The 26,948-nt window shown below is 60.2% G+C and carries 23 protein-coding genes; 10 read left to right on the top strand and 13 right to left on the bottom strand.

Annotated elements, in window-relative coordinates:
* Window positions 1-50 precede the first annotated feature (50 nt).
* Window positions 51-608 carry a DNA-3-methyladenine glycosylase I gene (locus WG29040_RS17905; RefSeq protein WP_127196615.1) on the top strand — a complete coding sequence of 186 codons (558 nt, stop codon included), beginning with the start codon at window positions 51-53 and terminating at the stop codon, window positions 606-608.
* Window positions 609-684: 76 nt separating this feature from the next.
* Complete coding sequence (locus tag WG29040_RS17910) at window positions 685-1,572, top strand: lysophospholipid acyltransferase (protein WP_003437960.1); 888 nt, start codon at window positions 685-687, stop codon at window positions 1,570-1,572.
* Between the two features lie 80 nt (window positions 1,573-1,652).
* Here WG29040_RS17910 and WG29040_RS17915 read toward each other — a convergent pair whose 3' ends face one another.
* The 5 genes from WG29040_RS17915 to def form a co-directional block, all read right to left on the bottom strand.
* Window positions 1,653-1,964: a hypothetical protein gene (locus WG29040_RS17915; RefSeq protein WP_003437958.1), complete on the bottom strand. Its 312-nt coding sequence runs from the start codon at window positions 1,962-1,964 to the stop codon at window positions 1,653-1,655.
* Between the two features lie 10 nt (window positions 1,965-1,974).
* A complete protein-coding gene (trkA, locus tag WG29040_RS17920; protein ID WP_003437955.1) occupies window positions 1,975-3,351 on the bottom strand; it encodes a Trk system potassium transporter TrkA in 1,377 nt (458 codons plus the stop codon).
* A gap of 19 nt (window positions 3,352-3,370) precedes the next feature.
* Window positions 3,371-4,681: a 16S rRNA (cytosine(967)-C(5))-methyltransferase RsmB gene (gene rsmB, locus WG29040_RS17925; RefSeq protein ID WP_127196616.1), complete on the bottom strand. Its 1,311-nt coding sequence runs from the start codon at window positions 4,679-4,681 to the stop codon at window positions 3,371-3,373.
* Window positions 4,678-5,637 carry a methionyl-tRNA formyltransferase gene (gene fmt / locus WG29040_RS17930; RefSeq protein WP_127196617.1) on the bottom strand — a complete coding sequence of 320 codons (960 nt, stop codon included), beginning with the start codon at window positions 5,635-5,637 and terminating at the stop codon, window positions 4,678-4,680. Before fmt ends, rsmB begins: the two co-directional genes overlap by 4 nt.
* 210 nt (window positions 5,638-5,847) lie before the next feature.
* Window positions 5,848-6,354, bottom strand: a complete 507-nt coding sequence (def, locus tag WG29040_RS17935; protein ID WP_003437949.1) for a peptide deformylase — start codon at window positions 6,352-6,354, stop codon at window positions 5,848-5,850.
* Between the two features lie 396 nt (window positions 6,355-6,750).
* Between def and dprA the strand changes: the two genes are divergently transcribed.
* Together dprA and WG29040_RS17945 are read left to right on the top strand one after the other, a co-directional pair.
* Entirely contained in the window at window positions 6,751-7,848 is a 1,098-nt protein-coding gene (gene dprA, locus WG29040_RS17940) for a DNA-processing protein DprA (RefSeq protein ID WP_127196618.1), read from the top strand.
* A 35-nt stretch (window positions 7,849-7,883) separates the two neighbouring features.
* A complete protein-coding gene (locus WG29040_RS17945; protein ID WP_010656728.1) occupies window positions 7,884-8,441 on the top strand; it encodes an L-threonylcarbamoyladenylate synthase in 558 nt (185 codons plus the stop codon).
* Between the two features lie 144 nt (window positions 8,442-8,585).
* Here the strand turns inward: WG29040_RS17945 and WG29040_RS17950 are convergent, their stop codons facing one another.
* Window positions 8,586-9,563: an NADPH:quinone reductase gene (locus tag WG29040_RS17950; RefSeq protein ID WP_003437943.1), complete on the bottom strand. Its 978-nt coding sequence runs from the start codon at window positions 9,561-9,563 to the stop codon at window positions 8,586-8,588.
* A 161-nt stretch (window positions 9,564-9,724) separates the two neighbouring features.
* On the opposite strand from WG29040_RS17950, the gene hemF reads away from it, so the two are divergent.
* Both hemF and aroE read left to right on the top strand, forming a co-directional pair.
* The gene (hemF, locus tag WG29040_RS17955; protein WP_003437941.1) at window positions 9,725-10,651 is read left to right on the top strand and encodes an oxygen-dependent coproporphyrinogen oxidase; all 927 of its coding nucleotides are present in this window, start codon (window positions 9,725-9,727) and stop codon (window positions 10,649-10,651) included.
* Window positions 10,651-11,472: a shikimate dehydrogenase gene (gene aroE, locus WG29040_RS17960; RefSeq protein ID WP_003437938.1), complete on the top strand. Its 822-nt coding sequence runs from the start codon at window positions 10,651-10,653 to the stop codon at window positions 11,470-11,472. Before hemF ends, aroE begins: the two co-directional genes overlap by 1 nt.
* An 84-nt stretch (window positions 11,473-11,556) precedes the next feature.
* On the opposite strand, the gene WG29040_RS17965 is transcribed toward aroE, so the two are convergent.
* Window positions 11,557-13,125 (bottom strand): SulP family inorganic anion transporter, encoded by a 1,569-nt coding sequence (locus WG29040_RS17965; RefSeq protein ID WP_127196619.1) that lies wholly within the window; start codon window positions 13,123-13,125, stop codon window positions 11,557-11,559.
* A gap of 146 nt (window positions 13,126-13,271) precedes the next feature.
* Complete coding sequence (gene betC / locus WG29040_RS17970; protein WP_127196620.1) at window positions 13,272-14,780, bottom strand: choline-sulfatase; 1,509 nt, start codon at window positions 14,778-14,780, stop codon at window positions 13,272-13,274.
* 112 nt (window positions 14,781-14,892) lie between these two features.
* On the opposite strand from betC, the gene WG29040_RS17975 reads away from it, so the two are divergent.
* From WG29040_RS17975 to betT, 3 genes are all read left to right on the top strand, one after another.
* Window positions 14,893-15,804 (top strand): LysR family transcriptional regulator, encoded by a 912-nt coding sequence (locus WG29040_RS17975; RefSeq protein WP_127196621.1) that lies wholly within the window; start codon window positions 14,893-14,895, stop codon window positions 15,802-15,804.
* 28 nt (window positions 15,805-15,832) lie between these two features.
* Window positions 15,833-16,159 (top strand): DOPA 4,5-dioxygenase family protein, encoded by a 327-nt coding sequence (locus WG29040_RS17980; RefSeq protein WP_003437934.1) that lies wholly within the window; start codon window positions 15,833-15,835, stop codon window positions 16,157-16,159.
* 320 nt (window positions 16,160-16,479) lie between these two features.
* Window positions 16,480-18,477 (top strand): choline transporter BetT, encoded by a 1,998-nt coding sequence (betT, locus tag WG29040_RS17985; RefSeq protein WP_003437933.1) that lies wholly within the window; start codon window positions 16,480-16,482, stop codon window positions 18,475-18,477.
* A gap of 91 nt (window positions 18,478-18,568) precedes the next feature.
* Here the strand turns inward: betT and WG29040_RS17990 are convergent, their stop codons facing one another.
* The 4 genes from WG29040_RS17990 to WG29040_RS18005 all read right to left on the bottom strand — a co-directional run bounded on the left by WG29040_RS17990 (window position 18,569) and on the right by WG29040_RS18005 (window position 24,766).
* A complete protein-coding gene (locus tag WG29040_RS17990) occupies window positions 18,569-19,309 on the bottom strand; it encodes an SDR family oxidoreductase (protein ID WP_127196622.1) in 741 nt (246 codons plus the stop codon).
* A 227-nt stretch (window positions 19,310-19,536) separates the two neighbouring features.
* Complete coding sequence (locus tag WG29040_RS17995) at window positions 19,537-22,599, bottom strand: efflux RND transporter permease subunit (RefSeq protein ID WP_127196623.1); 3,063 nt, start codon at window positions 22,597-22,599, stop codon at window positions 19,537-19,539.
* Window positions 22,596-23,678, bottom strand: a complete 1,083-nt coding sequence (locus tag WG29040_RS18000) for an efflux RND transporter periplasmic adaptor subunit (protein ID WP_010656733.1) — start codon at window positions 23,676-23,678, stop codon at window positions 22,596-22,598. Before WG29040_RS18000 ends, WG29040_RS17995 begins: the two co-directional genes overlap by 4 nt.
* Window positions 23,675-24,766 (bottom strand): efflux RND transporter periplasmic adaptor subunit, encoded by a 1,092-nt coding sequence (locus tag WG29040_RS18005; protein WP_003437929.1) that lies wholly within the window; start codon window positions 24,764-24,766, stop codon window positions 23,675-23,677. The genes WG29040_RS18000 and WG29040_RS18005 overlap by 4 nt, the downstream gene beginning before the upstream one ends.
* Before the next feature lie 118 nt (window positions 24,767-24,884).
* Here WG29040_RS18005 and WG29040_RS18010 point away from each other — a divergent pair, with 118 nt between their 5' ends.
* Complete coding sequence (locus tag WG29040_RS18010; protein WP_010656734.1) at window positions 24,885-26,051, top strand: AAA family ATPase; 1,167 nt, start codon at window positions 24,885-24,887, stop codon at window positions 26,049-26,051.
* A 51-nt stretch (window positions 26,052-26,102) separates the two neighbouring features.
* Here WG29040_RS18010 and WG29040_RS18015 read toward each other — a convergent pair whose 3' ends face one another.
* Window positions 26,103-26,885 carry a MetQ/NlpA family ABC transporter substrate-binding protein gene (locus WG29040_RS18015; RefSeq protein ID WP_003437927.1) on the bottom strand — a complete coding sequence of 261 codons (783 nt, stop codon included), beginning with the start codon at window positions 26,883-26,885 and terminating at the stop codon, window positions 26,103-26,105.
* Between the last annotated feature and the right edge of the window lie 63 nt (window positions 26,886-26,948).

Below are 26,948 nucleotides of genomic sequence, written 5' to 3' on the forward strand. Positions count from 1 at the left end.
AGAGCGGGAGTATACCCGATTCGGTCGCGCCTCCACCCCTTGGAGCCTATATGCCACGTTGTTTCTGGTGTCCAGAGGACCCGCTGTATGCGGCGTACCACGATCAAGAGTGGGGCGTGCCGTTGCGCGACGCGCATGGGCTCTTCGAGTTGTTATTGCTCGAAGGGTTCCAGGCCGGTTTGTCCTGGATCACTGTTCTGCGCAAACGCGAGCACTATCGCAAGGTCATGTTCGGCTTTGATGTGCAGCGTCTGGCAGCCATGACCGATGCCGAAATCGAGGCCTTGATGCTCGATCCCGGGATTATCCGTAACCGCCTGAAAATTACCGGGGCAAGGCGTAACGCCCGGGCCTGGCTGGCGCTGGATAACCCGGTCGAGTTTCTATGGTCCTTTGTGGGCGGCAAACCGAAGATCAACCACTTCACTGAACGCCATGAGTTTCCGGCCGTCACCGCCGAGGCTGAAGCCATGAGCAAAGGGTTGAAAAAAGCCGGATTCACGTTCGTCGGACCGACCATTTGTTATGCCTTCATGCAGGCCAGTGGCATGGTCATGGATCACGCCACCACCTGTGACCGCTACGCTCAGCTGGCGAACGGCGGTTAGAATGCTGCCCAATACAGACCTGCAGGAGCGAGCTTGCTCGCCCCTGCAGAAAACGTTTTTTTAAAGAGAAAACCCTGTGGAAAAGTTTAAAGGTGCCCTGCTGGTCGGGGCTCTGCGGTTATTCGCCATGCTCCCGTGGAGTGCGGTTCAACGGGTCGGCTCCGGTATCGGCTGGCTAATGTGGAAACTGCCCAATCGCTCGCGCGAGGTGGTGCGCATCAACCTGGCCAAATGCTTCCCCGAGATGGACCCGGTGGCCCGTGAACAACTGGTGGGACAAAGCCTCAAGGATATCGGCAAGAGCCTGACCGAGAGCGCTTGCGCCTGGATCTGGCCCGCCCAGCGTTCGATTGACCTGGTGCGTGAAGTCGAAGGCCTGGACGTGCTCAAGCAGGCCCTTGCCTCAGGTAAAGGTGTCGTCGGCATCACCAGCCACCTGGGCAACTGGGAAGTGCTCAACCACTTCTATTGCAGCCAGTGCAAGCCGATCATTTTCTACCGTCCGCCCAAGCTCAAGGCGGTAGACGAACTGTTGCGCAAGCAGCGCGTGCAGCTGGGCAACCGCGTGGCAGCGTCGACCAAAGAAGGCATTTTGAGTGTCATCAAGGAAGTGCGCAAAGGGGGGCAGGTAGGCATTCCGGCAGACCCGGAACCCGCTGAGTCGGCCGGTATTTTCGTGCCATTCCTCGGCACCATGGCCCTGACCAGCAAGTTCGTGCCGAACATGCTGGCGGGTGGCAAAGCGGTGGGGGTATTCCTGCACGCATTGCGCCTGCCGGACGGTTCGGGTTTCAAGGTGATTCTCGAGGCGGCCCCTGAAGCCATGTACAGCACCGACACTGAAACTTCGTGTGCAGCCATGAGCCAGGTGGTGGAGAAGTATGTACGGGCTTACCCGAGCCAGTACATGTGGAGCATGAAGCGCTTCAAAAAGCGTCCGCCTGGCGAGGCGCGCTGGTACTAGGGCGTTAGACCGCTGTATCTGTAGGAGCGAGCTGTGCGAAGGGCTCGCGAGCAAGCTCGCTCCTACGCAGATGAGTGGTGTTAAAGCTGTTTATCCAGCTTCTTCAAAAACACGGTCATTTCTTTCTCGGCCTGTTTGTCGCCATGGGCACGGGCTGCCTCAAGCCCCTGCTCCCACGCCGTGCGGGCCGCCCCGCGATCCCCTGCCGCCAGATGCGCCTTGCCCAGCAATTTCCAGGCCGCGGAATATTTGGGATCAAACTCCACACAGCGCTGTAAATGCTCCGCCGCCTTGAGGTTTTCCCCAAGGTCGAGATAACCCTTGCCCAGGCCGAAGCGCAGCAGTGAGTTATCCACACCCTTGGCCAGCATTTTTTCCAGTGATTCGAGCATCCGTGACTCCTTAGAAAAAACTCAGGCCCACGTGGAACAGCTTCTCCACGTCGCGAATATGCTTTTTATCCACAAGGAACAAAATCACGTGGTCGCCGGCATTGATCACAGTGGAGTCGTGGGCAATCAGCACTTCTTCGTCGCGAATGATTGCGCCGATCGTGGTGCCCGGCGGCAAGTGGATTTCGCCGATCCGGCGGCCAATCACTTTGCTCGACTTCGAATCACCGTGGGCGATCGCTTCGATGGCCTCCGCTGCGCCCCGGCGCAATGAGTGAACGCTGACAATGTCGCCACGCCGCACGTGGGCCAGCAAGGTGCCGATGGTCGCCAGTTGCGGGCTGATGGCGATGTCGATTTCACCGCCCTGGATCAGGTCCACGTAGGCCGGGTTGTTGATGATGGTCATCACCTTCTTCGCGCCCAGGCGTTTGGCCAGCAGCGAGGACATGATGTTGGCCTCGTCGTCGTTGGTCAGGGCCAAAAACAGGTCGGCATCGGCGATGTTCTCTTCGAGCATCAAGTCGCGATCCGAAGCGCTGCCCTGCAGGACCACGGTGTTGTCCAGGGTATCTGACAGATACCGGCAACGCGCCGGGTTCATCTCGATGATCTTGACCTGATAACGGTTTTCAATGGCTTCGGCCAGGCGTTCGCCGATCTGCCCGCCACCGGCAATCACAATGCGTTTGTAGCTTTCATCGAGGCGGCGCATTTCGCTCATCACTGCGCGAATGTTGGCCTTGGCGGCGATGAAAAACACTTCATCGTCTGCCTCGATAACCGTGTCGCCCCGGGGCGTAATGGGACGGTCACGTCGGAAAATTGCCGCTACCCGCGTATCCACATTCGGCATGTGTTCGCGTAACTGGCGTAACTGCTGGCCGATCAGAGGGCCGCCGTAGTACGCCTTGACCGCCACCAGCTGGGCTTTGCCTTCGGCAAAGTCGATAACCTGCAAAGCGCCGGGGTGTTCGATCAGGCGCTTGATGTAGTTGGTCACCACTTGCTCGGGACTGATCAACACGTCCACCGGGATCGCGTCGTTATCGAACAGTTCGCCACCCCGTGTCAGATAGGCGGCTTCACGTACCCGGGCGATTTTGGTCGGGGTGTGAAACAGGGTGTAGGCCACCTGGCACGCCACCATGTTGGTTTCGTCACTGTTGGTCACTGCCACCAGCATGTCGGCATCATCGGCCCCGGCCTGACGCAGCACATTGGGCAGCGAGGCGCGGCCCTGAATAGTACGAATGTCGAGCCGGTCGCCCAGATCCCGCAGGCGATCGCCATCGGTATCGACCACGGTAATGTCGTTGGCCTCGCTGGCCAGATGCTCGGCCAGCGAGCCGCCGACCTGACCTGCGCCGAGGATGATGATTTTCATGCCGTCAGTCCTTTGTCGATTAGCCGCGGGCGGCTGCGATCTTGATCAGTTTGGCGTAATAGAAGCCATCGTGCCCGCCCTCCTGGGCCAGCAACTGGCGGCCATGGGGCTGCTTGATGCCGAACTGACCGGCGATATCCAGCTCCCGCGCACCCGGCGTACGGGCCAGGAACGCCTCGATCACCTCGGTGTTTTCGGTCGGCAACGTCGAGCAGGTGGCGTAGAGCAGGATGCCGCCGACTTCCAGGGTTGGCCACATCGCGTCCAGCAATTCACCTTGCAGGGTGGCGAGTGCGGCAATGTCGTCCGGTTGGCGGGTCAGCTTGATGTCCGGGTGACGACGAATCACCCCGGTCGCCGAGCACGGTGCATCGAGCAGAATGCGCTGGAAAGGCTTGCCGTCCCACCAGGTGGCGGTGTCACGGCCATCGGCAGCAATCAGTTGGGCGCTCAGGCCCAAACGCTCAAGGTTTTCCCGCACCCGTACCAGGCGCTTGGCTTCCAGATCCACCGCCACTACGCCGGCCAGTTCTGGCTCGACCTCAAGAATGTGGCAGGTCTTGCCGCCCGGGGCGCAGCAGGCATCGAGTACCCGTTGGCCCGGCGCCAGGTCCAGCAGGTCGGCGGCCAGTTGTGCGGCTTCGTCCTGCACGCTGATCCAGCCTTCGGCAAAGCCCGGCAGGTTGCGTACATCGCAGGGTTCAGCCAGCACAATGCCGTCCTGGCTGAACACGCAGGGCTGAGCTTCGATACCGCTCTCGACCAGCAGTTGCAGGTAGGCATCACGGGTTTTATGGCGCCGGTTGACCCGCAGAATCATTGGCGGATGCGCGTTGTTGGCGGCGCAAATGGCTTCCCATTGTTGCGGCCAGAAAGCTTTCAGGGATTTTTGCAGCCAGCGCGGGTGTGCGGTACGCACCACCGGGTCGTGCTCCAGCTCGGTCAGCAGGGCTTCGCTCTCGCGTTGTGCATTACGCAGCACGGCGTTGAGCAGGGCTTTGGCCCAGGGTTTTTTCAGCTTGTCAGCACAGCCCACGGTTTCGCCAATGGCGGCGTGGGCCGGAATGCGGGTGTACAGCAGTTGATACAGACCCACCAGCAGCAGCGCCTCGACATCGGCGTCGGCCGCCTTGAACGGCTTTTGCAGCAGCTTGTTGGCCAGCGCCGACAAGCGTGGCTGCCAGCGGGCAGTACCGAATGCCAGATCCTGGGTCAGGCCGCGATCACGGGCCTCAACCTTGTCCAGTTGCAGCGGCAACGAGCTGTTGAGTGATGCTTTGCCGTTCAGTACTGCAGTCAGTGCCTTGGCGGCGGCCAGACGAGGATTCATTGCGCGCTTTCCGTTTGACCGAGGGTAATGCCGACGGCGAATTTCTCACGGCGACTGTTGAAAAAATCGCTGAAGTTCAGCGCTTTGCCGCCGGGCAATTGCAGACGTGTCAGGCACAACGCGCCTTCACCGCAGCCGACGATCAGGCCGTCTTTGCTCGCTGCGAGGATTTGTCCCGGTGCGCCCCGGGCGTCGGCGACAGTGGCGGCCAGTACTTTCAGAGCTTCGCCATTGAGTGTGCTGTGGCAAATCGGCCACGGATTGAAAGCCCGAACCAGACGCTCCAGCTCCACTGCCGGGCGGCTCCAGTCGATGCGCGCCTCGTCTTTATTCAGCTTGTGGGCGTAGGTGGCCAGACTGTCGTCCTGCACTTCGCCTTGCAGCGTGCCTGCTGCCAGGCCTGCGATTGCTTGAATCACCGCAGGTGGGCCCAGTTCGGCCAGACGGTCGTGCAGGCTGCCACCTGTGTCTGCACCGGTGATCGGGGTGACGGTCTTGAGCAGCATCGGGCCGGTGTCCAGACCCGCCTCCATGCGCATCACGGTCACGCCGCTTTCGCTATCGCCGGCCTCGATGGCCCGCTGAATCGGCGCCGCCCCGCGCCAGCGTGGCAGCAAGGAGGCATGGCTGTTGATACAGCCCAGGCGCGGAATATCCAGCACCACTTGCGGCAGGATCAGACCGTAGGCCACCACCACCAGCAAGTCGGGCTTGAGGGCTGCCAGCTCGGCTTGAGCCTCGGGAGCCCGCAGCGTGGGCGGCTGCATGACAGCGATGTGGTGTTCCAGCGCCAGTTGCTTGACCGGGCTCGGCATCAGCTTTTGCCCGCGCCCGGCCGGGCGATCCGGCTGGGTGTAGACCGCGACGATCTCGTAAGGGCTGTCGAGCAGCGCCTTGAGGTGTTCCGCGGCGAATTCCGGGGTGCCGGCAAATACGATGCGCAGTGGCTCAGTCATGAATTACTCACTTGGAATGGGGGGCGGGAGTAATCCCGATAGATGCCTGTAGTCGCTGTCGAGGTACGAGGCTGCGATCAGGTTCGACGCAGCTCTCGTCAATCACTCAACTTCGGTATGCCAGGCACTTGGGAATAGCTGGCTTTACGGGCTCTGCCCGATCGCAGCCTTAGTGCCTGGGCAGCGACTACAGAATTGAGATAAGGACTATCAAGCGTTCTGGCGGTGCAGTTTTTCCAGCTTCTTCTTGATCCGGTCACGCTTGAGCGTAGACAGATAATCGACGAACAGCTTGCCATTGAGGTGGTCGCATTCGTGCTGGATGCACACGGCCAGCAGGCCTTCGGCGATCATTTCGAAAGGTTTGCCGTCACGGTCCAGCGCCTTGATTTTTACCCGCTGCGGGCGGTCAACGTTTTCGTAGTAACCCGGTACCGAGAGGCAGCCTTCCTGATACTGGCCCATCTCGTCGGTGAGCATTTCAAGCTCGGGGTTGATCAGCACCAGCGGTTCGCTGCGGTCTTCGCTCAGGTCCATGACGACAATGCGTTTATGCACGTTGACCTGAGTCGCGGCCAGGCCAATGCCCGGCGCCTCGTACATGGTTTCAAACATGTCATCGATTAACTGACGGACTTCGTCGTCCACAACCGCCACGGGTTTGGCGATGGTGCGCAGACGCGAGTCTGGGAATTCGAGGATGTTTAAAATAGCCATAAGTTTGATTGATGCACTGTGTGAAAGATTCAAAAACGGTTGTCAGGTGGTCCTGAGGACATCGGGCAACCTGTGCAAAACGTCTCCTTCAGAGATAGCCCGCTCGGGCTCTGGCGTTTCACGCGAACGCACATAATAAAGGGATTCAGCAACGGATGAAACGACTAGCTGCCGGGCTGCCCGCGACTGGCCCGGGCCAGGGTGTGTCGCAGTTTGAAACCTATGGCCGCCGGCTCTGCCAGTCACTTCACTAAAATTGGGTTTCCACGTGCTGTTTCAAGGGCAGACCGGCCGTTCAGGAGGGTCTTTCCGGGCGTTTTCCAAACAACTTGTCAACAGACTTATCCACAGGTTGTGCTGTCTTTGAAGGCGCTGAAACCGATCAAGGATGATCCCATGCCGCTGCCTGAAATTTCCCCTGCCGAACTCGAAGCCCGCCTGCGTTTACATCGTTTGCCCGAGGTCGGGCCCCGGCGTTTTTACACCCTGCTCAGTGCATTCGGTTCGGCCAGCTCGGCGCTGAGCGCGCCCGCCAGTGCCTGGTCCGCCCTGGGGTTGCCGGCGGGCTGTGCCCAGGCCAGGCGCAGCCCGCAAGTTCGTGACGGTGCCAGCGCTGCATTGCGCTGGCTTGAGAGCTCCAGCCAGCATGTGCTGCTGCACGACCGGGCAAATTATCCGGCCCTGTTGGGGGAACTCAGCGATGCGCCACCGTTGCTGTTCGTGGCGGGAGATCCGGGCATTCTGGAAAAACCGCAATTGGCGATGGTCGGTAGCCGACGTGCATCAAGGCCGGGTCTGGACACTGCTGCGGCCTTTTCCCGCTGTCTGGCCGGGGCCGGATTTGTGATTACCAGCGGGCTGGCGGCGGGCATCGATGCTGCTGCACATGAAGCGGCGCTGGGCATTGGCGGGCAGACTGTGGGGGTGTTGGGCACCGGTCTGGAAAAACTTTATCCACAGCGCCATCGCGCCCTGGCCGATGCAATGATTGCCAGTGGCAGCGCGGTGGTTTCGGAGTTCCCTCTGGACGCCGGGCCACTGCCGGCCAACTTCCCGCGCCGTAACCGCATTATCAGCGGCTTGTCGCTGGGGGTACTGGTGGTCGAGGCCAGTGTCGCCAGCGGTTCGCTGATCACTGCCCGGCTGGCCGCCGAACAGGGGCGTGAGGTTTACGCGATGCCGGGTTCTATCCACCATCCGGGCGCGCGGGGCTGTCATCAACTGATTCGCGATGGCGCCACCCTGGTGGAAACCGTCGAGCACATTCTGGAGCAGCTGCGTGGCTGGCGCTCGCTGCCGATTACCACTACGGATCAGCTCGCGTCAGTCTGTCATCCGTTAGTGCAATTGTTGCAGGCAGCGCCTCACACCAGCGAAGCCCTGGTCAGCGCCAGCGGTTGGGACTTGCCCCGATTGCTCGCCGCGTTGACCGAACTGGAGCTGGAGGGGCATGTGGTGCTGGAGGGGGGGCGTTGGTTTGCTCGCCCCAGCTAAGTACACTGCGCACAGCACATATCCGGAGACATTCAATGATCAGCACCTGGCGCGTCCAACAAGCGGCAAGAGCCATTCGCGCAGGCGCGGTGATCGCCTATCCAACCGAAGCTGTTTGGGGTTTGGGATGCGACCCGTGGGACGAAGAAGCAGTTGAGCGTTTGCTGGCTATCAAGTCGCGACCTGTGGATAAGGGCCTGATTCTGGTGGCCGACAACATTCATCAGTTCGACTTTCTGTTTGAGGATTTCCCGCAGAAATGGCTCGACCGCATGGCCAGTACCTGGCCGGGGCCCAATACCTGGCTGGTGCCGCATCAGGGTTTGTTGCCGCAATGGATCACTGGTGTGCACGACACCGTGGCCTTGCGAGTGAGCGATCACCCCCAGGTGCGCGAATTGTGTTCGCTGGTGGGGCCGATCGTTTCGACTTCAGCCAACCCTGCGGGATTGCCTGCTGCGCGCACGCGGTTGAAGGTTGAGCAGTACTTTCGCGGGCAGGTCGACCATGTATTGGGCGGTAATCTGGGCGGACGGAAAAATCCGAGCCTGATCCGTGATTTGGCTACCGGCAAGGTCGTACGCCCGTCTTAACAAACCTGTAGCAGCGCTCCAGACTCTGTAGGAGCGAGCTTGCCTTGTAGGAGCGAGCTTGCTCGCGAGCTTTTCCTCGAAATCGCTAAAAGCTCGCGAGGCAAGCTCGCTCCTACAGATGGGAGCACGCTCCTACAGGGGGGATCAAGGCACCAGAATGGTCGACCCTGTGGTGCGACGTGCCGACAATTCGGTCTGCGCCTTGGCCGCGTCACTCAGCGCAAAACGCTGGCTGATGTCGATCTGGATTTTGCCACTGCGGATCATTCCGAACAGCTCATCGGCCATCGCTTGCAGCTTTTCAGGGCTGCTGGCGTAGCTCGCCAGGGTCGGGCGGGTCACGTACAGCGAGCCCTTCTGCGACAAGATCCCCAGGTTCACTCCGGTCACCGCGCCCGACGCATTGCCAAAACTGACCATCAGCCCCCGTGGTGCCAGGCAGTCGAGTGAGGTAAGCCAGGTGTCTTTGCCAACACCGTCGTACACCACCGGGCATTTTTTGCCGTCGGTCAGTTCCAGCACCCGGCGGGCGACATCTTCATGGCTGTAGTCGATGGTTTCCCATGCGCCCAGTGCTTTGGCGTGGGCGGCCTTTTCTGCCGAGCTGACAGTGCCGATCAACTTCACGCCCAGGGCTTTTGCCCATTGGCAGGCGATCGACCCGACGCCACCCGCGGCGGCGTGGAACAGAATGGTTTCACCGCCTTTGAGTTCGTAGGTCTGGCGCAGCAAGTATTGGGTGGTCAGCCCTTTAAGCATTACGCCAGCGGCTTGCTCAAACGAAATGTCCTCAGGCAGCTTCACCACATTGGCGGCAGGCAATACATGCAAGTCGCTGTACGCGCCCAGCGGTCCGGTGCCGTAAGCCACACGATCGCCGACTTTAACGTTGTGCACTTCACTGCCTACCGCATCGACAATGCCTGCACCTTCATTGCCCAGCCCGGACGGCAGCTCGGGTAGCGGGTACAAGCCGTTTCTGTAATAGGTATCGATGAAGTTGAGGCCGATGGCCTGGTTGCGTACGCGCACTTGCAGCGGGCCCGGCTCTGCGGGCTGGTAGTCGACATACTCAAGTACTTCCGGTCCGCCGTGGTTCCGAAACTGGATACGCTTAGCCATCTGCACTGTCCTTGCTGAATTGACGAGGCCACTATCCAACGCTTAAGCGTGATCTTCGTCAACTGCGGTGAAGCTGGGTGCGGTGTTATGCTAGCGGCCTTTGCCGCCGGCCCCGCTCTGAATGATGTGCCGCGTCGCTTGGCCCGATTTAAGGTGATGTCATGACTACCCGCACCGAGGCTGTAAAAGCCTACCTGCTCGACCTTCAAGACCGCATTTGCGCTGCTCTGCAGACTGAAGACGGTGGCACCCCGTTCGTCGAAGACGCCTGGGAGCGCCCGGCAGGCGGTGGGGGTCGCACCCGTGTTATGGAAAACGGCAACCTGATTGAAAAAGGCGGGGTTAACTTTTCCCACGTATTTGGTAGCGGCTTGCCGCCTTCAGCCAGCGCCCATCGCCCGGAACTGGCCGGACGTGGTTTTGAAGCCCTGGGTGTGTCGCTGGTGATACATCCGCACAACCCCCATGTGCCGACGTCCCACGCCAACGTACGCTTTTTCATTGCCGAAAAAGAAGGCGAAGAGCCGGTGTGGTGGTTTGGTGGCGGCTTTGACCTAACCCCCTACTACGCCGTTGAAGAAGACTGCGTGCACTGGCACCGGGTGGCCGAACAGGCCTGCGCACCCTTTGGCGCAGACGTGTACCCGCGCTACAAGGCCTGGTGCGACAGCTACTTTCACATCAAGCACCGCAACGAGCCCCGCGGTATCGGCGGCCTGTTCTTTGATGACCTGAACCAGTGGGACTTCGACACCTGCTTTGCCTTTATTCGCGCCATTGGCGACGCCTATATCGACGCCTATCTGCCGATTGTTCAACGCCGCAAAAACGACGAATACACGGTCAAGCAGCGTGAGTTCCAGGAGTTTCGCCGTGGCCGCTACGTCGAGTTCAACCTGGTCTATGACCGTGGCACCCTGTTCGGCCTGCAATCAGGCGGCCGTACCGAGTCGATCCTGATGTCGCTGCCGCCGCAAGTTCGCTGGAGTTACGACTGGAAAGCCGAACCTGGCAGCGAAGAAGCACGTCTTACCGACTATTTTCTGCAAGATCGTGACTGGCTGGCATTGTCCGGGGAACCTGTCTGATGGACAGTTACGTGGTTTTTGGCAACCCGATTGCCCACAGCAAATCCCCGGTACTGCACCGACTGTTTGCCGAGCAGACTGCCCAGTCCATGCAGTACGAGACCTTGTTGGCGCCGCTGGATGATTTTGCTGGCTGTGCTTCGGCGTTTTTTCGCCAGGGTCGCGGCGCCAACGTCACGGTGCCCTTCAAGGAAGACGCCTACCGTCTGGCCAGCAGCCTTACGCCGCGGGCGCAAAGGGCTGGCGCAGTCAACACCCTGAGCAAACTGGCTGACGGCACATTGCTGGGTGACAACACCGACGGCGCGGGGCTGGTGCGTGATTTGACGGTGAATGCGGGCTTCAGTCTCAAGGGCAAACGCATTCTGCTGCTGGGCGCCGGGGGCGCAGTAAGGGGGGCCCTCGAACCGTTACTGGCCGAGCAGCCGGCGTCGGTCACCATAGCCAATCGCACGGTAGAAAAAGCCGAAGTACTGGCCGAACTGTTCAGCGATCTGGGACCAGTGGCCGCCAGCGGCTATGACTGGCTGCGCGAACCGGTCGACCTGATCATCAATGCCACCTCGGCCAGCCTGGCCGGAGAATTGCCGCCGATTGCCAGCAGCCTGATCGAGCCGGGTAAAACCCTGTGCTACGACATGATGTACGGCAAGCAGCAGACGCCGTTTTGCGCGTGGGCGGTCGAGCACGGCGCGGGTCAGGTCATGGACGGTCTGGGGATGCTGGCCGAGCAGGCGGGCGAAGCGTTCTTCCTGTGGCGCGGAGTGCGCCCGGATACGGCGCCAGCACTGGCTGAACTGCGCCGGTTACTGGCGCTGTAACCGCCACCCCAATCCTGTAGGAGCGAGCTTGCTCGCGAGCTCTTGGCTGCTGGTTCAAAAGCTCGCTCCTACAGGGGTACAGGTTTAACCCTCAAAAGAAATCGGGCAGTTGTCCGGCCCCTCGAGTTTTTTCAATTCCTCCACCACCTGCGGCCGTGCCCGGCGCAAGGTCAGACTACGGCCCAGGCCGCGCAAGCGTCGTGCTTCCTGGTGGAGCATTTCTACCCCCGAGTAATCAATAAAGTTGATGTGCTGCGCATCGATCACCACCCGCAACCCCTGGGTGCGTTGCAGGCGTACTTGCAGGTAATGGCTGGCGCCGAAAAAAATCGAGCCGCCTACCCGTAAAATCTCCTCGTCGCCATCGCGCCACTGTTGAATGCGTGGACGTGAAGTGCGTTTGAGATAGAAAAACAGCGAAGCCAGCACTCCGGCATAAATCGCTGTTTGCAGCTCCAGCAACAGGGTGGCGACGCATGTCAGCGCCATCACCACGAACTCGGCACGACTGACCCGCCACAGCGCGCGAATGCCCCGCGTGTCCACCAGGCCCCAGCAGATCAGCAAAATGCTGCCCGCCATCGCCGGGATCGGAATGTGTGCGATCAGTTTCGAACCCGCCACCGCAAACAACGTGACCCACAGCGCGGAAAACACCCCGGCCAGTGGTGAGCTGGCGCCCCCTTCATAGCTCAGCCCCGAGCGTGTGAACGAGCCCGACGACAGATACCCCGAGAACAGCGAACCCACCACATTGGACAAACCCTGTGCCCGGCTTTCCTGATTGGCGTCGATCATTTGCTGGGAACGTGTCGCCAGCGAGCGGGCGATCGACAAGCTGGTGACCAGCCCCAGCATGCCCACCGCCACGGCGCTGGGCAGCAGACGCAGGACCGTCTCGAGATCCAGGGGCAAGGGGCTGAAGGGCGGCAAGCGGCCGACAAACGACTGCACCAGTTCGACATGGCCAAATACCCCGGGCAGCAGCCATACCCCCAGGCTGGCAAGCACCAGGGTCAGCAGCAAGGTGGGCCAGCGCGGCACCCACAGTTTGAGCACGATGCCCAGCACCAGGGTGCCCAGCCCCAGCCCCAGCGAGGCGGGATCAAATTGGCGAATATGGGCGATCAGGGTCAACAGGCTATCCAGGGCCGTTGCCTTGCTCGATAAATGCAGGCCCAGCACGTTCGGCAATTGGCCCAGAGCAATCACAATGGCGGCGCCCAGGGTGAAGCCCACCACCACCGAGTGCGATACGAAATTGGCCAGCGCGCCGAATTTCAACATGCCCAGCAGCCACTGAAAAATTCCGGCCAGAAACGTCAGCAATAGAATCAGGCTGATGTAGTCCTGCGTGCCGGGCACTGCCAGGGGGCTGACGCTGGCATACAGCACGATGGAAATCGCCGCCGTCGGGCCGCAGATCAAATGCCACGATGAGCCCCACAGGCAGGCGATGATCACCGGCACAATCGCCGCATACAGCCCGTACTCGGGGGGCAAGCCTGCAATCAGCGCGTAGGCGATGGACTGCGGCAACGCCAGAATCGCCCCGCTAAGGCCCACCAGTGCATCGCGGCTGACGCTGACGCGGGTCTGTTTGGGCAGCCAGCTTAAAAATGGCAGCAGGTGGGTGTATTTGGGCCAGGCCATGGGGCTCTCGTCGGGTTAAACAGATTCTCTGCAGGAGCGAGCTTGCCTCGCGATGGTTGTTAACGATAACGCATTGTTTGCTGAATAAACGAGGCGTCCCTCAGGCTATCGCGAGGCAAGCTCGCTTCTGCGGATTGCCCGTCGCTTTAGCCGCCGACCTGTGGATAACGCGCCTTGCGCTCAAGGTCGTCGAGGTCGATGTGGTTGCGCATGTACTGCTGGCTGGCGTCGACCCAGGGCTGGTGATCCCAGCTGGTCAACTTGCCTGTGGCCAGCGATTGGGTAACCAGGCGACGGCGGCGCTGGCTGGCGAGCACTTGCTGGTGAATCGCCGGAATATCCCAATTGGCCCGGGCCTCGGCCAAAAAGTCGTTGAACAGTGACTGGTGCCCGGGGCACTGGCTCAGCTCTTCGCGTTCACCCGGGTCGTTGTGCAAATCAAACAGCAGGCACGGATCGTCTTCGCTATAGATGAACTTGTAGGCACCACGGCGGATCATCATCAGCGGGCTGATCGTGCCTTCGGCCATGTACTCGCCAAACACTTCGTCATGCCCGCCTTCGCCCCGCAGGTGCGAGACCAGCGAGCGTCCGTCCAGGTCCAGCCCGGCCTCTAACGTACCGCCCGCCAGCTCGACAAAGGTCGGTAACAGATCGGCAGTGGATACCGCGGCGCCAACCCGGGCCGGTTCGAACTGCCCTGGTGCGTATACCAGCAACGGCACCCGGGCGGCCATGTCGAACCAGTGCATTTTGTACCAGAGCCCGCGTTCGCCCAGCATGTCGCCGTGATCGCCGGAAAACACGATAACAGTGTTATCGGCCAGCCCCGTGTCTTCAAGGGTTTGCAGCAGCTTGCCGATATTGTCGTCGATGTAGCTGCAGGCGCCGAAGTACGCACGGCGGGCGTCGCGAATTTTATCCACAGGCAGCGGTTTGTCCCACAGGTCGTAGGCCTTGAGCAGACGTTGCGAATGCGGGTCGAGGCTGGCCTGGGGCGGGGTTTCGGGTAACGGGATGTCTTCGTTGCAGTACATGTCCCAATACGGCTTGGGGATGGTGTACGGGTCGTGCGGGTGAGTCATGGAGACCGTCAGACAAAACGGCCGGTCGCCGTCCTGGCGAATATGGTCGAACAAGTATTGCTGGGCCTTGAACAGCACTTCTTCGTCGAAATCCAGTTGATTGGTGCGCACGCACGGCCCGGCTTGCAGCACCGAGGCCATGTTGTGATACCAGCTGGGGCGAGCATCGGGCTCATCCCAGTTGACCGACCAGCCATAGTCGGCGGGGTAAATATCACTGGTCAGGCGCTCTTCAAAACCATGCAGCTGGTCGGGCCCGCAAAAGTGCATCTTGCCCGCCAGCGCGGTGCGATACCCCATACGGCGCAGATAGTGCGCGTAAGTCGGCACATCTGCGGGCAAGTCCGCAGCATTGTCGTAGGCGCCGATTTTGCTCGGTAGCTGGCCGCTGACCAGGGTAAAACGCGAGGGCGCACACAGCGGGCTGTTGCAATAGGCGGCGTCAAACACCACGCCCTGCTCAGCCAGGCGGCTCAGGTTCGGCAGTTTTATCGGGGACGGGCCGTAGATCGGCAACAACGGGGCGGCCATTTGATCGGCCATGATGAAGAGAATATTTTTACCTGACATGGGGGCGGCCTTTCATGGTGAATATTTATGCGAAAGTGCTGACTGTCAGCATGATGGCCGGATAACTCGTGGTAAAACCCATGGACCGCAATGACTAGGATAAGCACAGCTAATGTATAAAGCCTTGGGCGATCTCTCTCTGGACCTGTTGCGCACCTTTGAAGCGGCCGCCCGCCACCGCAGCTTTACCGCGGCAGCCCTGGAGCTGGGCACTACCCAGCCGGCCGTCAGCCAGCAGCTCAAACGCCTGGAGTCGCGCCTGGGGATTCGCTTGTTTGACCGCATCTACCGCGGCATCGCCTTGACTGAGGCCGGGCTTGCCCTTTTTTTGCAGGTGCAGGCAGGTTTGCAGCAAATAGACGCGGGTTTGCAGGCGTTAAGCGAACAACCGGACCGTGAAGTGCTGCAAGTGGCTACCGATTTTGCCTTTGCTGCCTATTGGTTGATGCCCCGACTGCCACGTTTTCATGCGGCCTGGCCGCAAATTGACGTCAGTCTGGTAACCCGCGAGCGCAGCCATGATGCGCTGCAGGGTGATATCGATGTGGGGGTGCTGTTTGGTCAGGGGCGCTTCAGCCAGGGTGAATCCCGATGGCTATTCAATGAAGAAGTGTTCCCGGTATGCAGTCCGCACTTGCTGGCCGGGCAGACACTGCCGTTATCGGCCCGGGCCCTGGGGGACTTCCCGTTGCTGCAATTGCGCGGCGAACATGCCCGCCAGTGGTTTGACTGGTACAGGCTGTTTGACGCCCTCAAGCTCGGCCCGCCGCCTGCCCCCGGCCAGCTGCGTTTCGACAACTACACCTTGCTGATCCAGGCCGCGATTGCCGGTCAAGGCATGGCCATCGGCTGGAAGCACCTTGTGGATAACTTGCTGGAGCAAGGGGTTCTGTGCCGGCCTTTCGCTGAATCGGCGCAATCGGCCAGCGGTTATTACGCGGTGATGCCGCAGCGCAAACGACGTAACCGGCTGGCCCAGGTTTTTGTCGACTGGATGCTGGCGGAGCAGAATGCCGAGCGATAGCCCACTCATTTCCTGCAGGAGAATCTTCATGCAACGCATCAAGGGTTACCACGCCCACGTATATTTCGACGCCACGACCATCGGGCAGGCGCGGGCCTTGTGTGAAGAGGCTGCGCAGCTGTTCGGCCTCACCATGGGCCGGGTTCATGAGCGCCCGGTCGGTCCGCACCCGGACTGGAGTTGCCAGTTGGCCTTCGGCCCCGAGTTGATCGGCGTAGTGCTGCCCTGGTTGGCATTGAACCGCCACGGCCTGGTGGTGTTTTTGCATCCCGATACCGGCCATGACCTGCTGGACCATACCGATCACGGGATCTGGATGGGGGCGGTACGACCCTTGAATCTGGCTGTTTTTTGATCAAAACATGGCGGGTTAAAAAAAAATTCAGCTTTTTTTCACCCCGGTAATTTCCTGCAAATCCTGATGGCCGGCAAAAGCCTGATAGCCCCACGCTATAACGGCTGAACGTTGGTCATGGCCATGTGTCATAGCTTTCCATGAGCTAACGTATGACACGTGAAGCTGAGGGCAGTGATTAGTTCTAAAAGGCCATCCATGTTTAACTTGAACGGTTATTCAAGTTAAACGGTGGTCCGCTGCCCGCTCACAACAGGAGGCTTACCTTTGCCGAACGCGCTCTTTTTGCTCTCGTTTTACCTCTACAAGGTGCACATCCAATGAGTGCTCCAGTGACGTCAGAGACGTCTCAAATTCGCATGAACCCGCCGGTGTTTTACTTTGCTGCCGCGTTTATCCTGATCTTTGGGTTAGTGGTTATTGCCACACCACAAGCCGCCGGTGAATGGCTGCTGGCGGCGCAAAACTGGGCGGCCAATACGGTCGGCTGGTACTACATGCTGGCAATGACCCTGTACCTGATCTTTGTGATCACCACCGCCTTGTCTGGCTACGGCAAGATCAAGCTGGGGGCCGATCATGATGAGCCCGAGTTCAGTTACCTGTCCTGGGCGGGCATGCTCTTTGCCGCCGGGATCAGCATCACGCTATTTTTCTTCTGTGTGTCCGAACCCCTGACCCATATGCTCGCCCCGCCTCAAGGCCCGGCCGGTACGTCAGAGGCTGCGCGCCAGGGCATGCAGTTGCTGTTTTTGCACTGGGGCTTGCATGGCTGGGGTGTGTTTGCCTTTGTCGGCATGGCGCTGGCGTACTTCGCGTATCGCCACAACCTGCCGCTGGCGCTACGTTCGGCGTTGTACCCGCTGATCGGCAAACGCATCAACGGACCCATCGGCTACGCCGTGGATGGCTTCGGCATCATTGCCACGGTGTTTGGTCTGGGGGCCGACATGGGGTTTGGGGTGTTGCACCTCAATTCCGGACTCGACTACCTGTTTGGCTTGCCGCACACCCAGTGGGTGCAGGTGGGTTTGATCACCCTGATGATGGGCGCTGCAATTCTGGTGGCCATTGCCGGTGTGGACAAGGGTGTACGGGTTATGTCCGACATCAACATGCTGCTGGCCTGTGCGCTGCTGCTGTTTGTGTTGTTCGCCGGCCCTACCCAGCATTTGCTCAACACCCTGGTGCAGAACATCGGTGACTATCTGGGCGCGTTGCCGACCAAGAGTTTCGATGTGTATGCCTACGACAAACCCAGCGACTGGCTGGGTGGCTGGACTGTGTTCTATTGGGCCTGGTGGATCGCATGGTCGCCGTTTGTAGGCCTGTTCATTGCGCGCATTTCCCGTGGTCGCACCATCCGCGAGTTCGTGTTCGGGGTGCTGTTGATCCCGCTGGGCTTCACTTTGGCGTGGATGTCGATCTTCGGTAACAGTGCCATTGATCAAGTGCTCAACCACGGCATGGTTGCCCTGGGCCAGTCGGCCATCGACGATCCCTCGCGCACGCTATACCTGCTGCTTGAAACCTACCCGTGGAGCCGGACCGTGATTGCGGTGACGGTGTTCATCAGCTTCGTGTTCTTCGTGACCTCGGCTGACTCCGGCACTGTGGTGCTCTCTACCCTCTCTGCGCGTGGCAACAATGCCGACGAAGACGGTCCGAAATGGCTGCGGGTGTTCTGGGGCGCGATGACGGCCCTGGTGACCAGCGCGCTGCTGTTCTCGGGGAGCATCGATGCGCTGAAGTCAGCGGTCGTGCTCACCTCGTTGCCGTTCTCGCTGATTTTGCTGCTGATGATGTGGGGCCTGCACAAGGCGTTCTACCTCGAGTCGCAGAAGAAGATTGCGCAGATGCACTCACTGGCGCCGGTGTCTCACGCCCGTCGTGGCGGCTGGCGTCAACGCTTGAGCCAGGCTGTGCACTTCCCGTCCCGTGACGAGGTGTACCGCTTTATGGACACCACGGTGCGCCCGGCGATTGAAGAAGTGAGTGCGGTGTTCCGGGAAAAAGGACTTAACGTCGTCACCCAGCCGGATCCGGCCAATGACAACGTGAGTCTGGAAATCGGCCATGGTGAGGAACACCCGTTCATCTACCAGGTGCAGATGCGCGGCTACTTCACGCCGTCATTCGCCCGGGGCGGTTTTGGCAAAAAAGAGCAATTGCGCAACCGCCGCTACTACCGTGCTGAAGTGCACTTGAGTGAAGGCAGTCAGGACTATGACCTGACTGGCTACACCAAAGAGCAAATCATCAACGACATCCTCGACCAGTACGAACGCCATATGCAGTTCTTACACCTGGTTCGCTGATTCGGGTAACGGATCGAGGTCAACGCGAGCAAGCTCGCTCCTGCAGGAACGGTGAAAATCCTGTAGCAGCGAGCTTGCCCGCCACTGGCCTTTAAACCAGTCCGCCATTGGCCCGCAGCACTTGCCCGTTTACCCACTCCGCCGCCGGACTCACCAGAAACGAGATGATTCTGGCGATGTCTTCGGGCTGCCCCAAGCGTTCCAGGGGCGGCATTTTGGCGAAGCTCTGGATCTGCTCTTCAGTCTTGCCCTGCATGAACAGTTGCGTCGCCACCGGCCCCGGTGCCACGGCGTTTACTGTGATTTGCCGGCCACGCAACTCTTTGGCAAACACCTGGGTCAGCGACTCGACCGCTGCCTTGCTGGCGATATAGACCGCATAGCCCGGCAAATTCATGCCCACCGTACTGCTGGAGAAATTGATGATGCGCCCGCCGCTGTTGAGCCGGGTGGCCGCTTCGCGCAGGGTGTTGAAAGTACCCCGGGTGTTGATGTTGAAGGTCTGTTCGTACAGTTCATCGCTGTGTTGCACCAGCGGCAACACTTTGAGCACGCCTGCGTTATTGATCAGCACATCGATTTTGCCCAGTTGCTCTTCAGCCTCATCGAACAGCCGCGCGACGTCCGCGGCACTGGCCACATCGGCCTGTACGGCAATGGCTTGATGCCCCGCACTGTGCAGTTCAGCAACCAGGGCTGAAGCTTCGTCGGCACTGTTGGCATAGTTGATAACGACGGCAAACCCTTCGCCGGCCAGTTGTCTGGCAATCACGGCACCGATGCCCCGGGATGCACCCGTGATCAGCGCGACTTTAGGCAGAGAAGTACTCATGGCAACACTCCATAGTGGATTTGGCGTGGGGCTAGATTCACATCTGTATCCAGGCAGATAAAGATGGTGAATTCGATAGCGGTATTCGCAAACGCCCAACAATCCTCCCGCCCTCTTGTGGGCGCGGGCTTGCCCGCGATTGCAGCAACTCGGTTGAAACTGTCACACCGGGTCGTTTGCATCGCGGGCAAGCCCGCTCCCACAAGGGATATCGCCCTCAGAGGGCATCAGGCATGGGCGGGTGGCGCGTCCTTGCTTTCCTTGATCTTGTACCAGGCCACGTACAACGCGGGCAGGAACAACAGGGTGAGCAAGGTGGCGGAAATGATGCCGCCGATCATGGCGTAGGCCATTGGCCCCCAGAACACGTCACGGGCAATCGGGATCATGCCCAGGCTGGCCGCAGCAGCGGTCAGCAGGATCGGCCGGCGGCGGTGCTGGGTGGCTTGCATGACCGCGTGCCAGGGGTCGTAGCCATCGCGTTCGTACTGGTCGATCTGGGTCACCAGAATCACCGAGTTGCGCACGATGATCCCCACCAGGGCCAGAATCCCCAGGATCGCCACAAAGCCCATCGGCGTGCCGGTCGGCACCAGCGCCAGCACCACACCGATCAGCCCCAGTGGCGCCACACTCACCACCAGGAACATCTTCTGCACGCTTTGCAGCTGGATCATCAGGAAGGTCGCCATCAGAAACAGCATCAGGGGCACCACCTTGGCGATCGGGCCCTGGGCCTTGGCGCTTTGTTCAACCGTGCCGCCGGTTTGCAGGGTGTAGCCCTGGGGCAGGCTGGCGGCGAACTTGTCGACTTCCGGCTTGAGCTTGGCCACCAGATCGGTCGGTTGCATCGAGCCGCGCACCGAGGCCTTGAGGGTCAGGGTGGGAATCCGGTCGCGGCTCCAGATCAGCGGTTGCTCCAGTTCGTAGCGCACGGTGGCAAAGGCCAGCAACGGAATCGAGGTGCCGCTGGGGGTGGTGATTTGCAGGTTCAGCAGGGTTTCCGGGCTGCCCCGCTCGCTGCCGACGGCACGGCCTATGATGTTGATCAGGTAGATGTCGTCCTTGACCTGGCTGACCGCCGCGCCGCTGACGATGCTGTTCATCACATGGGCGACGTCTTCGGATGACAGCCCGAACTGGCGGGCCTTGTCTTGGGCAATGTCGATGCGCAGTACCTTGCCCGGTTCGTTCCAGTTGAAGATGGTTTCACCGACATTGGGGTTGGCGTCCAGCACGGAGGCCAGGTCGAGGGAATACTTGCGTACCAGATCGATGTTTTTGCCACTGACCCGATATTGCAGCGGCTGACCCACCGGCGGCCCCAGTTCCAGGGTGTGCACAAAGTTGCCGACCCCAACGTAATCTTCACGCAGGCGTTTATTGAGACGTTCCATCAGGGCATCCCGGCTATCCAGCCCGGTGCTGACAATCACCAGCTGGGCGTAGAACGGGTTTTGCAGTTGCTGGTCCAGTGGCAGGTAGAAACGAATCGCGCCCTCGCCGATGTACGAACTCCAGCGCAGGATATCCGGGTCGCCCTTGAGCGACTCTTCAAAGCGCTGGGTGACCTTGAGGGTTTCCTGAATCGAAGCGTTTTGCGGCAGGTTCAGGTCCACCAGGATTTCCGGGCGGTCGGAGGCCGGGAAGAATTGGTTCTGCACCAGCCCCATGCCGAAAATGGCCAGTACGAACATCAGTACCGTGACGCCGATGGTCATCCAGCGGTGGCGCATGCACCACAGCAGGCCATTATCGAAGGACCGGGCCAGGCGTCCGGGTTTCTCGGGCTTGGGTTTGACCTTGGAGCTGAGGATATGCACCCCCAGTACCGGCGCAAACAGTACCGCCACCACCCACGACACCAGCATCGCCACGGCAATCACCGCAAACAGGGTGAAGGTGTATTCCCCTGCCGAGCTGTTGTTGAGGCCGATGGGCACGAAGCCTGCCACCGTCACCAGGGTGCCGGTGAGCATGGGGAAGGCCGTGGAGTGGTAGGCAAAGGTTGCCGCCTGTTCCTTGGTCTCCCCCAGCTCGAGCCGGGTGATCATCATTTCCACCGTGATCATCGCGTCGTCCACCAGCAGGCCCAGGGCGATAATCAGCGCACCCAGGGATACCCGCTGCATGGCAATGCCGGTGAACTCCATGAACACAAAGACCAGCGCCAGCACCAGCGGGATCGAGATCGCCACCACCAGGCCCGCACGCAGCCCCAGGCTGAGGAAACTCACCGCCAGCACGATGACCACCGCCTCAAACAGCGCACTGGTGAAGCCGCCTACGGCCACCTCTACCACCTGCGCCTGATCGGAGACCATGTGCACGCCCACCCCCACCGGCAGTTCGGCGGTGAGGTCGTCGATGCGTTGCTGCAGCTGTTTGCCGAACTCTTGAATGTTGCCGCCGTCGATCATGGCAATCGCCAGACCGATGGCAGGCTTGCCGTTGTAATGGAACATGGGCGCGGACGGGTCGACGTAACCGCGGCTGATTTCGGCGATATCGGCCAGCCGGTAGAAGCGGTCGTTGACCCGCAGGTTCACCGCTTCCAGGTCTTCGACACTGTGGAACTGTCCCGAAGTGCGGACCGACATGCGCTCGGGCCCGGCTTCAACGACCCCGGCCGGGGTCACGGCGTTTTGCGCCTGCAGGCTTTCCAGAACGTGTTGTTGATCGAGGCCCAGGGCCGCCAGTTTGCGGGTCGAAAAGTTCAGGTAGAAGGTTTCATCCTGCTCACCGATGGTCATCACCTTGCCGCGGTTGGGCACATCGCGAATCCCGGTGCGCACCTGTTCGACGTAGTCGCGCAGCTGGCGCATGGTGAAGCCGTCGCCGGTAAAGGCGAAAATGGTGCCATACACATCACCGAACTCATCGTCGAACCCCGGGCCTTGAATGCCCTGGGGGAAATCGCCGCGAATGTCGTTGATCTTTTTGCGCACCTCATACCAGATATGGGGAATGGCATCGGCCTTGGTCGTGTCCTTGAGGAACACGAAGACCGTGGATTCGCCGGGCCTGGTATAGCTTTGCACGTAGTCGAGAGAGTCCAGCTCCTCGAGCTTTTTCTCGATGCGGTCAGTGATTTGCAGCCGGGTTTCATCGATCGTGGCACCTGGCCATCTGGTCTGGATGACCATGGTTTTGATCGCGAAGGACGGATCTTCCGCGCGGCCCAGGTTCATGTAAGAAAAGATCCCGGCGACCACCGCCATAAACATCAAGTACCAGACAAACGACTGATGTTTCAGAGCCCACTCGGACAGGTTGAATTTCCCATTCATTGCGAGCTTTCCTTATCGAATCTGACTTTCTGTCCGGGGGTGAGGCTGTTGACGCCGGCGCTGACCACGTAATCGCCGTTTTTCAGGCCACCCTGGAGCAGCACGGTTTGCGCGTCACGGCGCAGCACGTTGACGTCACGCGGGCTGACGGTTTGGGTCTGCGGGTCGATGACCCAGATGCGGCTGTGACCGTCGGTTTCCTGCAGGGCGGTGAGCGGTAATTCAAAGTGCTCGGCAATCGGGCTGCTGACGGTCACGCTGACCGAGCTGCCGAGGCGAAAGGCTGGCGGGGTCTGGTCCAGGGTCAGCCGGGTGCGCCGGGTGCGGGTTGCACTGTCGGCTTGCGGGGCGATTTCGCGGATATGGGCGCTGGTGTTGACGTTCGGGTCGAGCTGGCCGGCGACCAGAAACTCGATACCTTTGGGTAGCGCCTCGGCCAGGGGCCCGGGCAGATCAATCACCGCCTCCTTGATTTCAGGGCGGGCCAGGGTGACCACTTCTTCGCCGACGCTGACCACCTGCCCTGCTTCGGCGTGCCATTGGGTGATTACTGCGTCATGGTCGGCGCGCAGGTCGCAGTAACTGAGCTGGTCCTGTGCCTGGCTGACCGCGGCCACGGCCTGCTGCATGGAGGCCGCGGTGGTTTTGAGGTCGGCCTGGGCCGTGTCCAGTTGCGCCTGGGCGCCGACCCCGCGGTTGAACAGCTCCTGCTGGCGCCGGGCGTTGGCTTGAGCGTTGATCAATTGCGCCTGCACCTTGGCCAGGTCGCCCTGGGCCGAGCGCAGCTGGTTTTGCTGATCGGTGGGATCGAGGTTGGCCAGAATGTCCCCTTGCTTGACCACTGCACCCACGTCGTAATGACGGCGCACGATACGGCCCGGCACGCGAAAGCCCAGGGTGCTTTCGTAGCGCGCTTCGATGTTGCCGGCAAAGCGCCCGAGATTGTCGGAAAGCATCGGCTGAGCCACCACATACAAGGCAGGGCGGACAGGCTCGGGGGCTTTTTTCTCGGAGCAACCCGCCAGCAACAAGGCTGCCAGCGGCACTGTCCACAAGTGGTTAATCAATGATCGGCTCATAACCGGGCTCCCCCGCTCGGGATGGGCGCGACTTCAACCTTCATGCCGGGGTGCAGCAATTGTCCGCCTGCGACCACGACCTTTTCTCCGTCCTTGAGACCTTCACTGACTATCACGCTGCCGGTCAGGTAGCGTCCGACCTTGACCCGTTGCAGGCGCACGATGCTTTGCTCGTCGGCGATCCATACGGCAGGCTCGCTGATGTCTTTGGTCAGGGCGGACCAGGGCAGCTCAATGCTGCGACTGGGGGGCGGGGTCAGATTGACGCTGACAATCGAACCCAGATCCATGCCTTTGGGCAGCGCGTCCAGTTGCACCTTGATTTGCAGGGTGCCGCTTTGTGCCGACACGGTGGGGGTGATCTCGCGGATCTGGCCGTTAACCTTGATCGCCGGATTACTCAGCAGCGTGACTTGCACGGTAGGGTTTTTCGGCGGCTCGATAAACAGCGATTCATACACGTTGAACACCGCGTCGCGGGCTCCGTCGCGGGCCAGGGTGAAAATCGGCATGGTGGCCTGCACCACTTGCCCCACTTCGGCCTGGCGCGCGGTAATCACACCCGGCGCCTCGGCCTGCAATTGGCTGTAGCTCAGTTGCTCGCGGGCATTGGCCAACTGCGCCTGTGCGGCAGTCAGGGCACTTTGCGCGCTGAGCCGGGCAGCATTGGCAGCATCGTATTCGCTTTGGCTGGTGTAGCCTTTTGGCAGCAGTTTCTGCTGCCGGATAAATGCGGCACGGGTCTGGACCACTTGGGCCTGTTGCGCATTGACGCTGGCCTGGGCCGTTTCAACCTGGATTTTCAAGTCTTTGGGGTCGAGACGGGCCAGCACCTGATTGGCCTGGATGTGGTCACCGACATCGACCTTGCGCTCGATGATTTTGCCGCCGACCCGGAATGAAAGCTGGGTTTCGACCCGGGCCTGAATATCGCCGCTGAGTTGAATTGGCGGGGCAAATTCCCGGGTGCTGACCTGTTGTACATAAACCCGCGGGGACAAAGGCTCAGTGGGCCTCTCTTTGCCGCAAGCGGTCAGAAGTACCAAAAGGCTCAAGCCCATAACAGCCTTGTTTCGTGGACCAGCCATGCAAGCTCCTTTGCGTGATGCTGTTTTACATCCTGATACGACACACAGCGTAGAACAGGGTTCGGCGTCTGTGGGACTCTATGTGCACTGCACCTGTAGCTGTACTTCGAGGTCAACCATGCTCACCACCCTGGCTGTGGCCAACTACCGCTCCATCAACCAATTGGTGGTGCCCCTGGCCAGACTTAATCTGATTACCGGCCCCAATGGAAGTGGCAAATCGAATCTTTACCGTGCCCTGCGTTTATTGGCCGAAACCGCCCAGGGCGGGGTGATCAACGCGGTAGCCCGTGAAGGAGGGCTGGAATCAACATTCTGGGCCGGACCGGAGGTGATTTCACGACGCATGAAGCTCGGCGAGGTGGATATCAGCAGAACCGTACTCAGTGGCGTAAAGCGCCTGCGTCTGGGCTTCGCTGCCGATGATTTCAGCTATGCAATTGCCTTGGGGTTGCCACCGAACGATGAGACTTCGTCGTTCAATCTCGATCCGCAAATCAAGCACGAGAGTATTTGGTCGGGACCGATTTATCGCAAGGCCAGCGAGCTGGTTGAACGTAAAGGTCCGGTGGTCCGGTCCCGTGATGGCCGCGCCTGGAAGGTGTTGGCGCAGCACACGCCGGTTTTCGACAGTCTGTTTGATCAGGTCGGCAGTATGGATGCTTCGCCGGAAGTCTTGCAGTTGCGTGAGTCCATTCGCGGCTGGCGTTTTTATGACCACTTTCGCACCGACCCCGATGCGCCCGTTCGCCAGCCGCAGCTTGGTACCCGCACCCCGGTCTTGCATCACGACGGGCGCGACCTGGCAGCCGCGTTGCAAACCATTATTGAGATCGGCGACCCTCAAGCGTTACACACGGCAATCAGCGATGCCTTTCCCGGTGCGCGGCTGGAGATCCAGTTTGTTTCCGGCGGGCGCTTTGCCCTGGAGTTCTATCAGGAGGGGCTGCTGCGTCCATTGTCGGTGGCTGAACTGTCAGATGGCACCTTGCGCTACCTGCTGCTGATCGCAGCCCTGCTCACCCCTCGCCCACCCACCATGATGGTGCTGAACGAACCCGAGACCAGCCTGCATCCCGATCTGCTGCCGGCCCTGGCGCGGTTGATCATTCGTGCTTCGCAACAATCGCAAGTCTGGGTGGTGTCCCACGCCCGGCGTCTGATCGCGGCGCTGCAGCAAGATCTTGAGTGCAACTGCATCGTGCTGGAAAAAAACTTCGGCCAGACCGAGATCGTTGGCCAGCGCCTGCTGGATCAGCCCGCCTGGTACTGGGCGGACAAATAAAAACGCCGACGCTTTAAAAGCCGTCGGCGTTTTCACAAGGGCGGGCGCTGTTTAGAACGCAGGGACTACCGCACCTTTGTATTTCTGTTCAATGAAGGCTTTGACTTCAGGGCTGGTCAGGGCCTTGGCCAGCTTCTGGATTGCGTCGCTGTCCTTGTTGTCAGGACGGGCCACCAGGAAGTTCACGTATGGCGAATCGGCGCCTTCAATGATCAGCGCGTCGGTGGCCGGGTTCAGGCCCGCTTCCAGCGCGTAGTTGGTGTTGATCATGTCCAGGTCAACCTGATCCAGCACCCGTGGCAGCAGCGCGGACTCAAGTTCCTTGAACTTGAAGTTGTGCGGGTTCTTGGCGATGTCTTTCGGTGTGGAGACAGCATTGGTCGGGTCTTTGAGCTCGATCAGACCGGCCTTTTGCAGCAGGATCAACGCACGGCCACTGTTGCTGCCTTCGTTCGGGATGGCGATGGTCGCGCCGTCTTTCAACTCAGACAGGTTTTTGACTTTTTTCGAGTAGCCACCGAAGGGTTCAACGTGAACGCCGATCACGGTCACCAGATTGGTGCCTTTGCCTTTGTTGAAGCTTTCGAGGTACGGCAGGGTCTGGAAGTAGTTGGCATCCAGGTGCTTCTCGGCCACTTGTACGTTGGGCTGCACATAATCGGTGAACACTTTGACTTCCAGATCCACGCCTTCTTTGGCGAGGGTCGGTTTGATCAGCTCAAGGATTTCGGCGTGGGGTACCGGGGTCGCAGCGACCACCAGTTTCTCGCCAGCCTGTGCCAGGCCTGCAGTCAAAGCAGCCGCCAATGCGGTAAACAACAGAACCTTTTTCATGCAATGCCCTTAAGTGTGTGACCGTTCGGATGACGGTTTTATTGGAAGACGAAACGAACAATA

Source organism: Pseudomonas sp. PAMC 29040 (genome assembly GCF_003994535.1).
GTDB classification, from domain to species: Bacteria; Pseudomonadota; Gammaproteobacteria; order Pseudomonadales; family Pseudomonadaceae; genus Aquipseudomonas; species Aquipseudomonas paraversuta.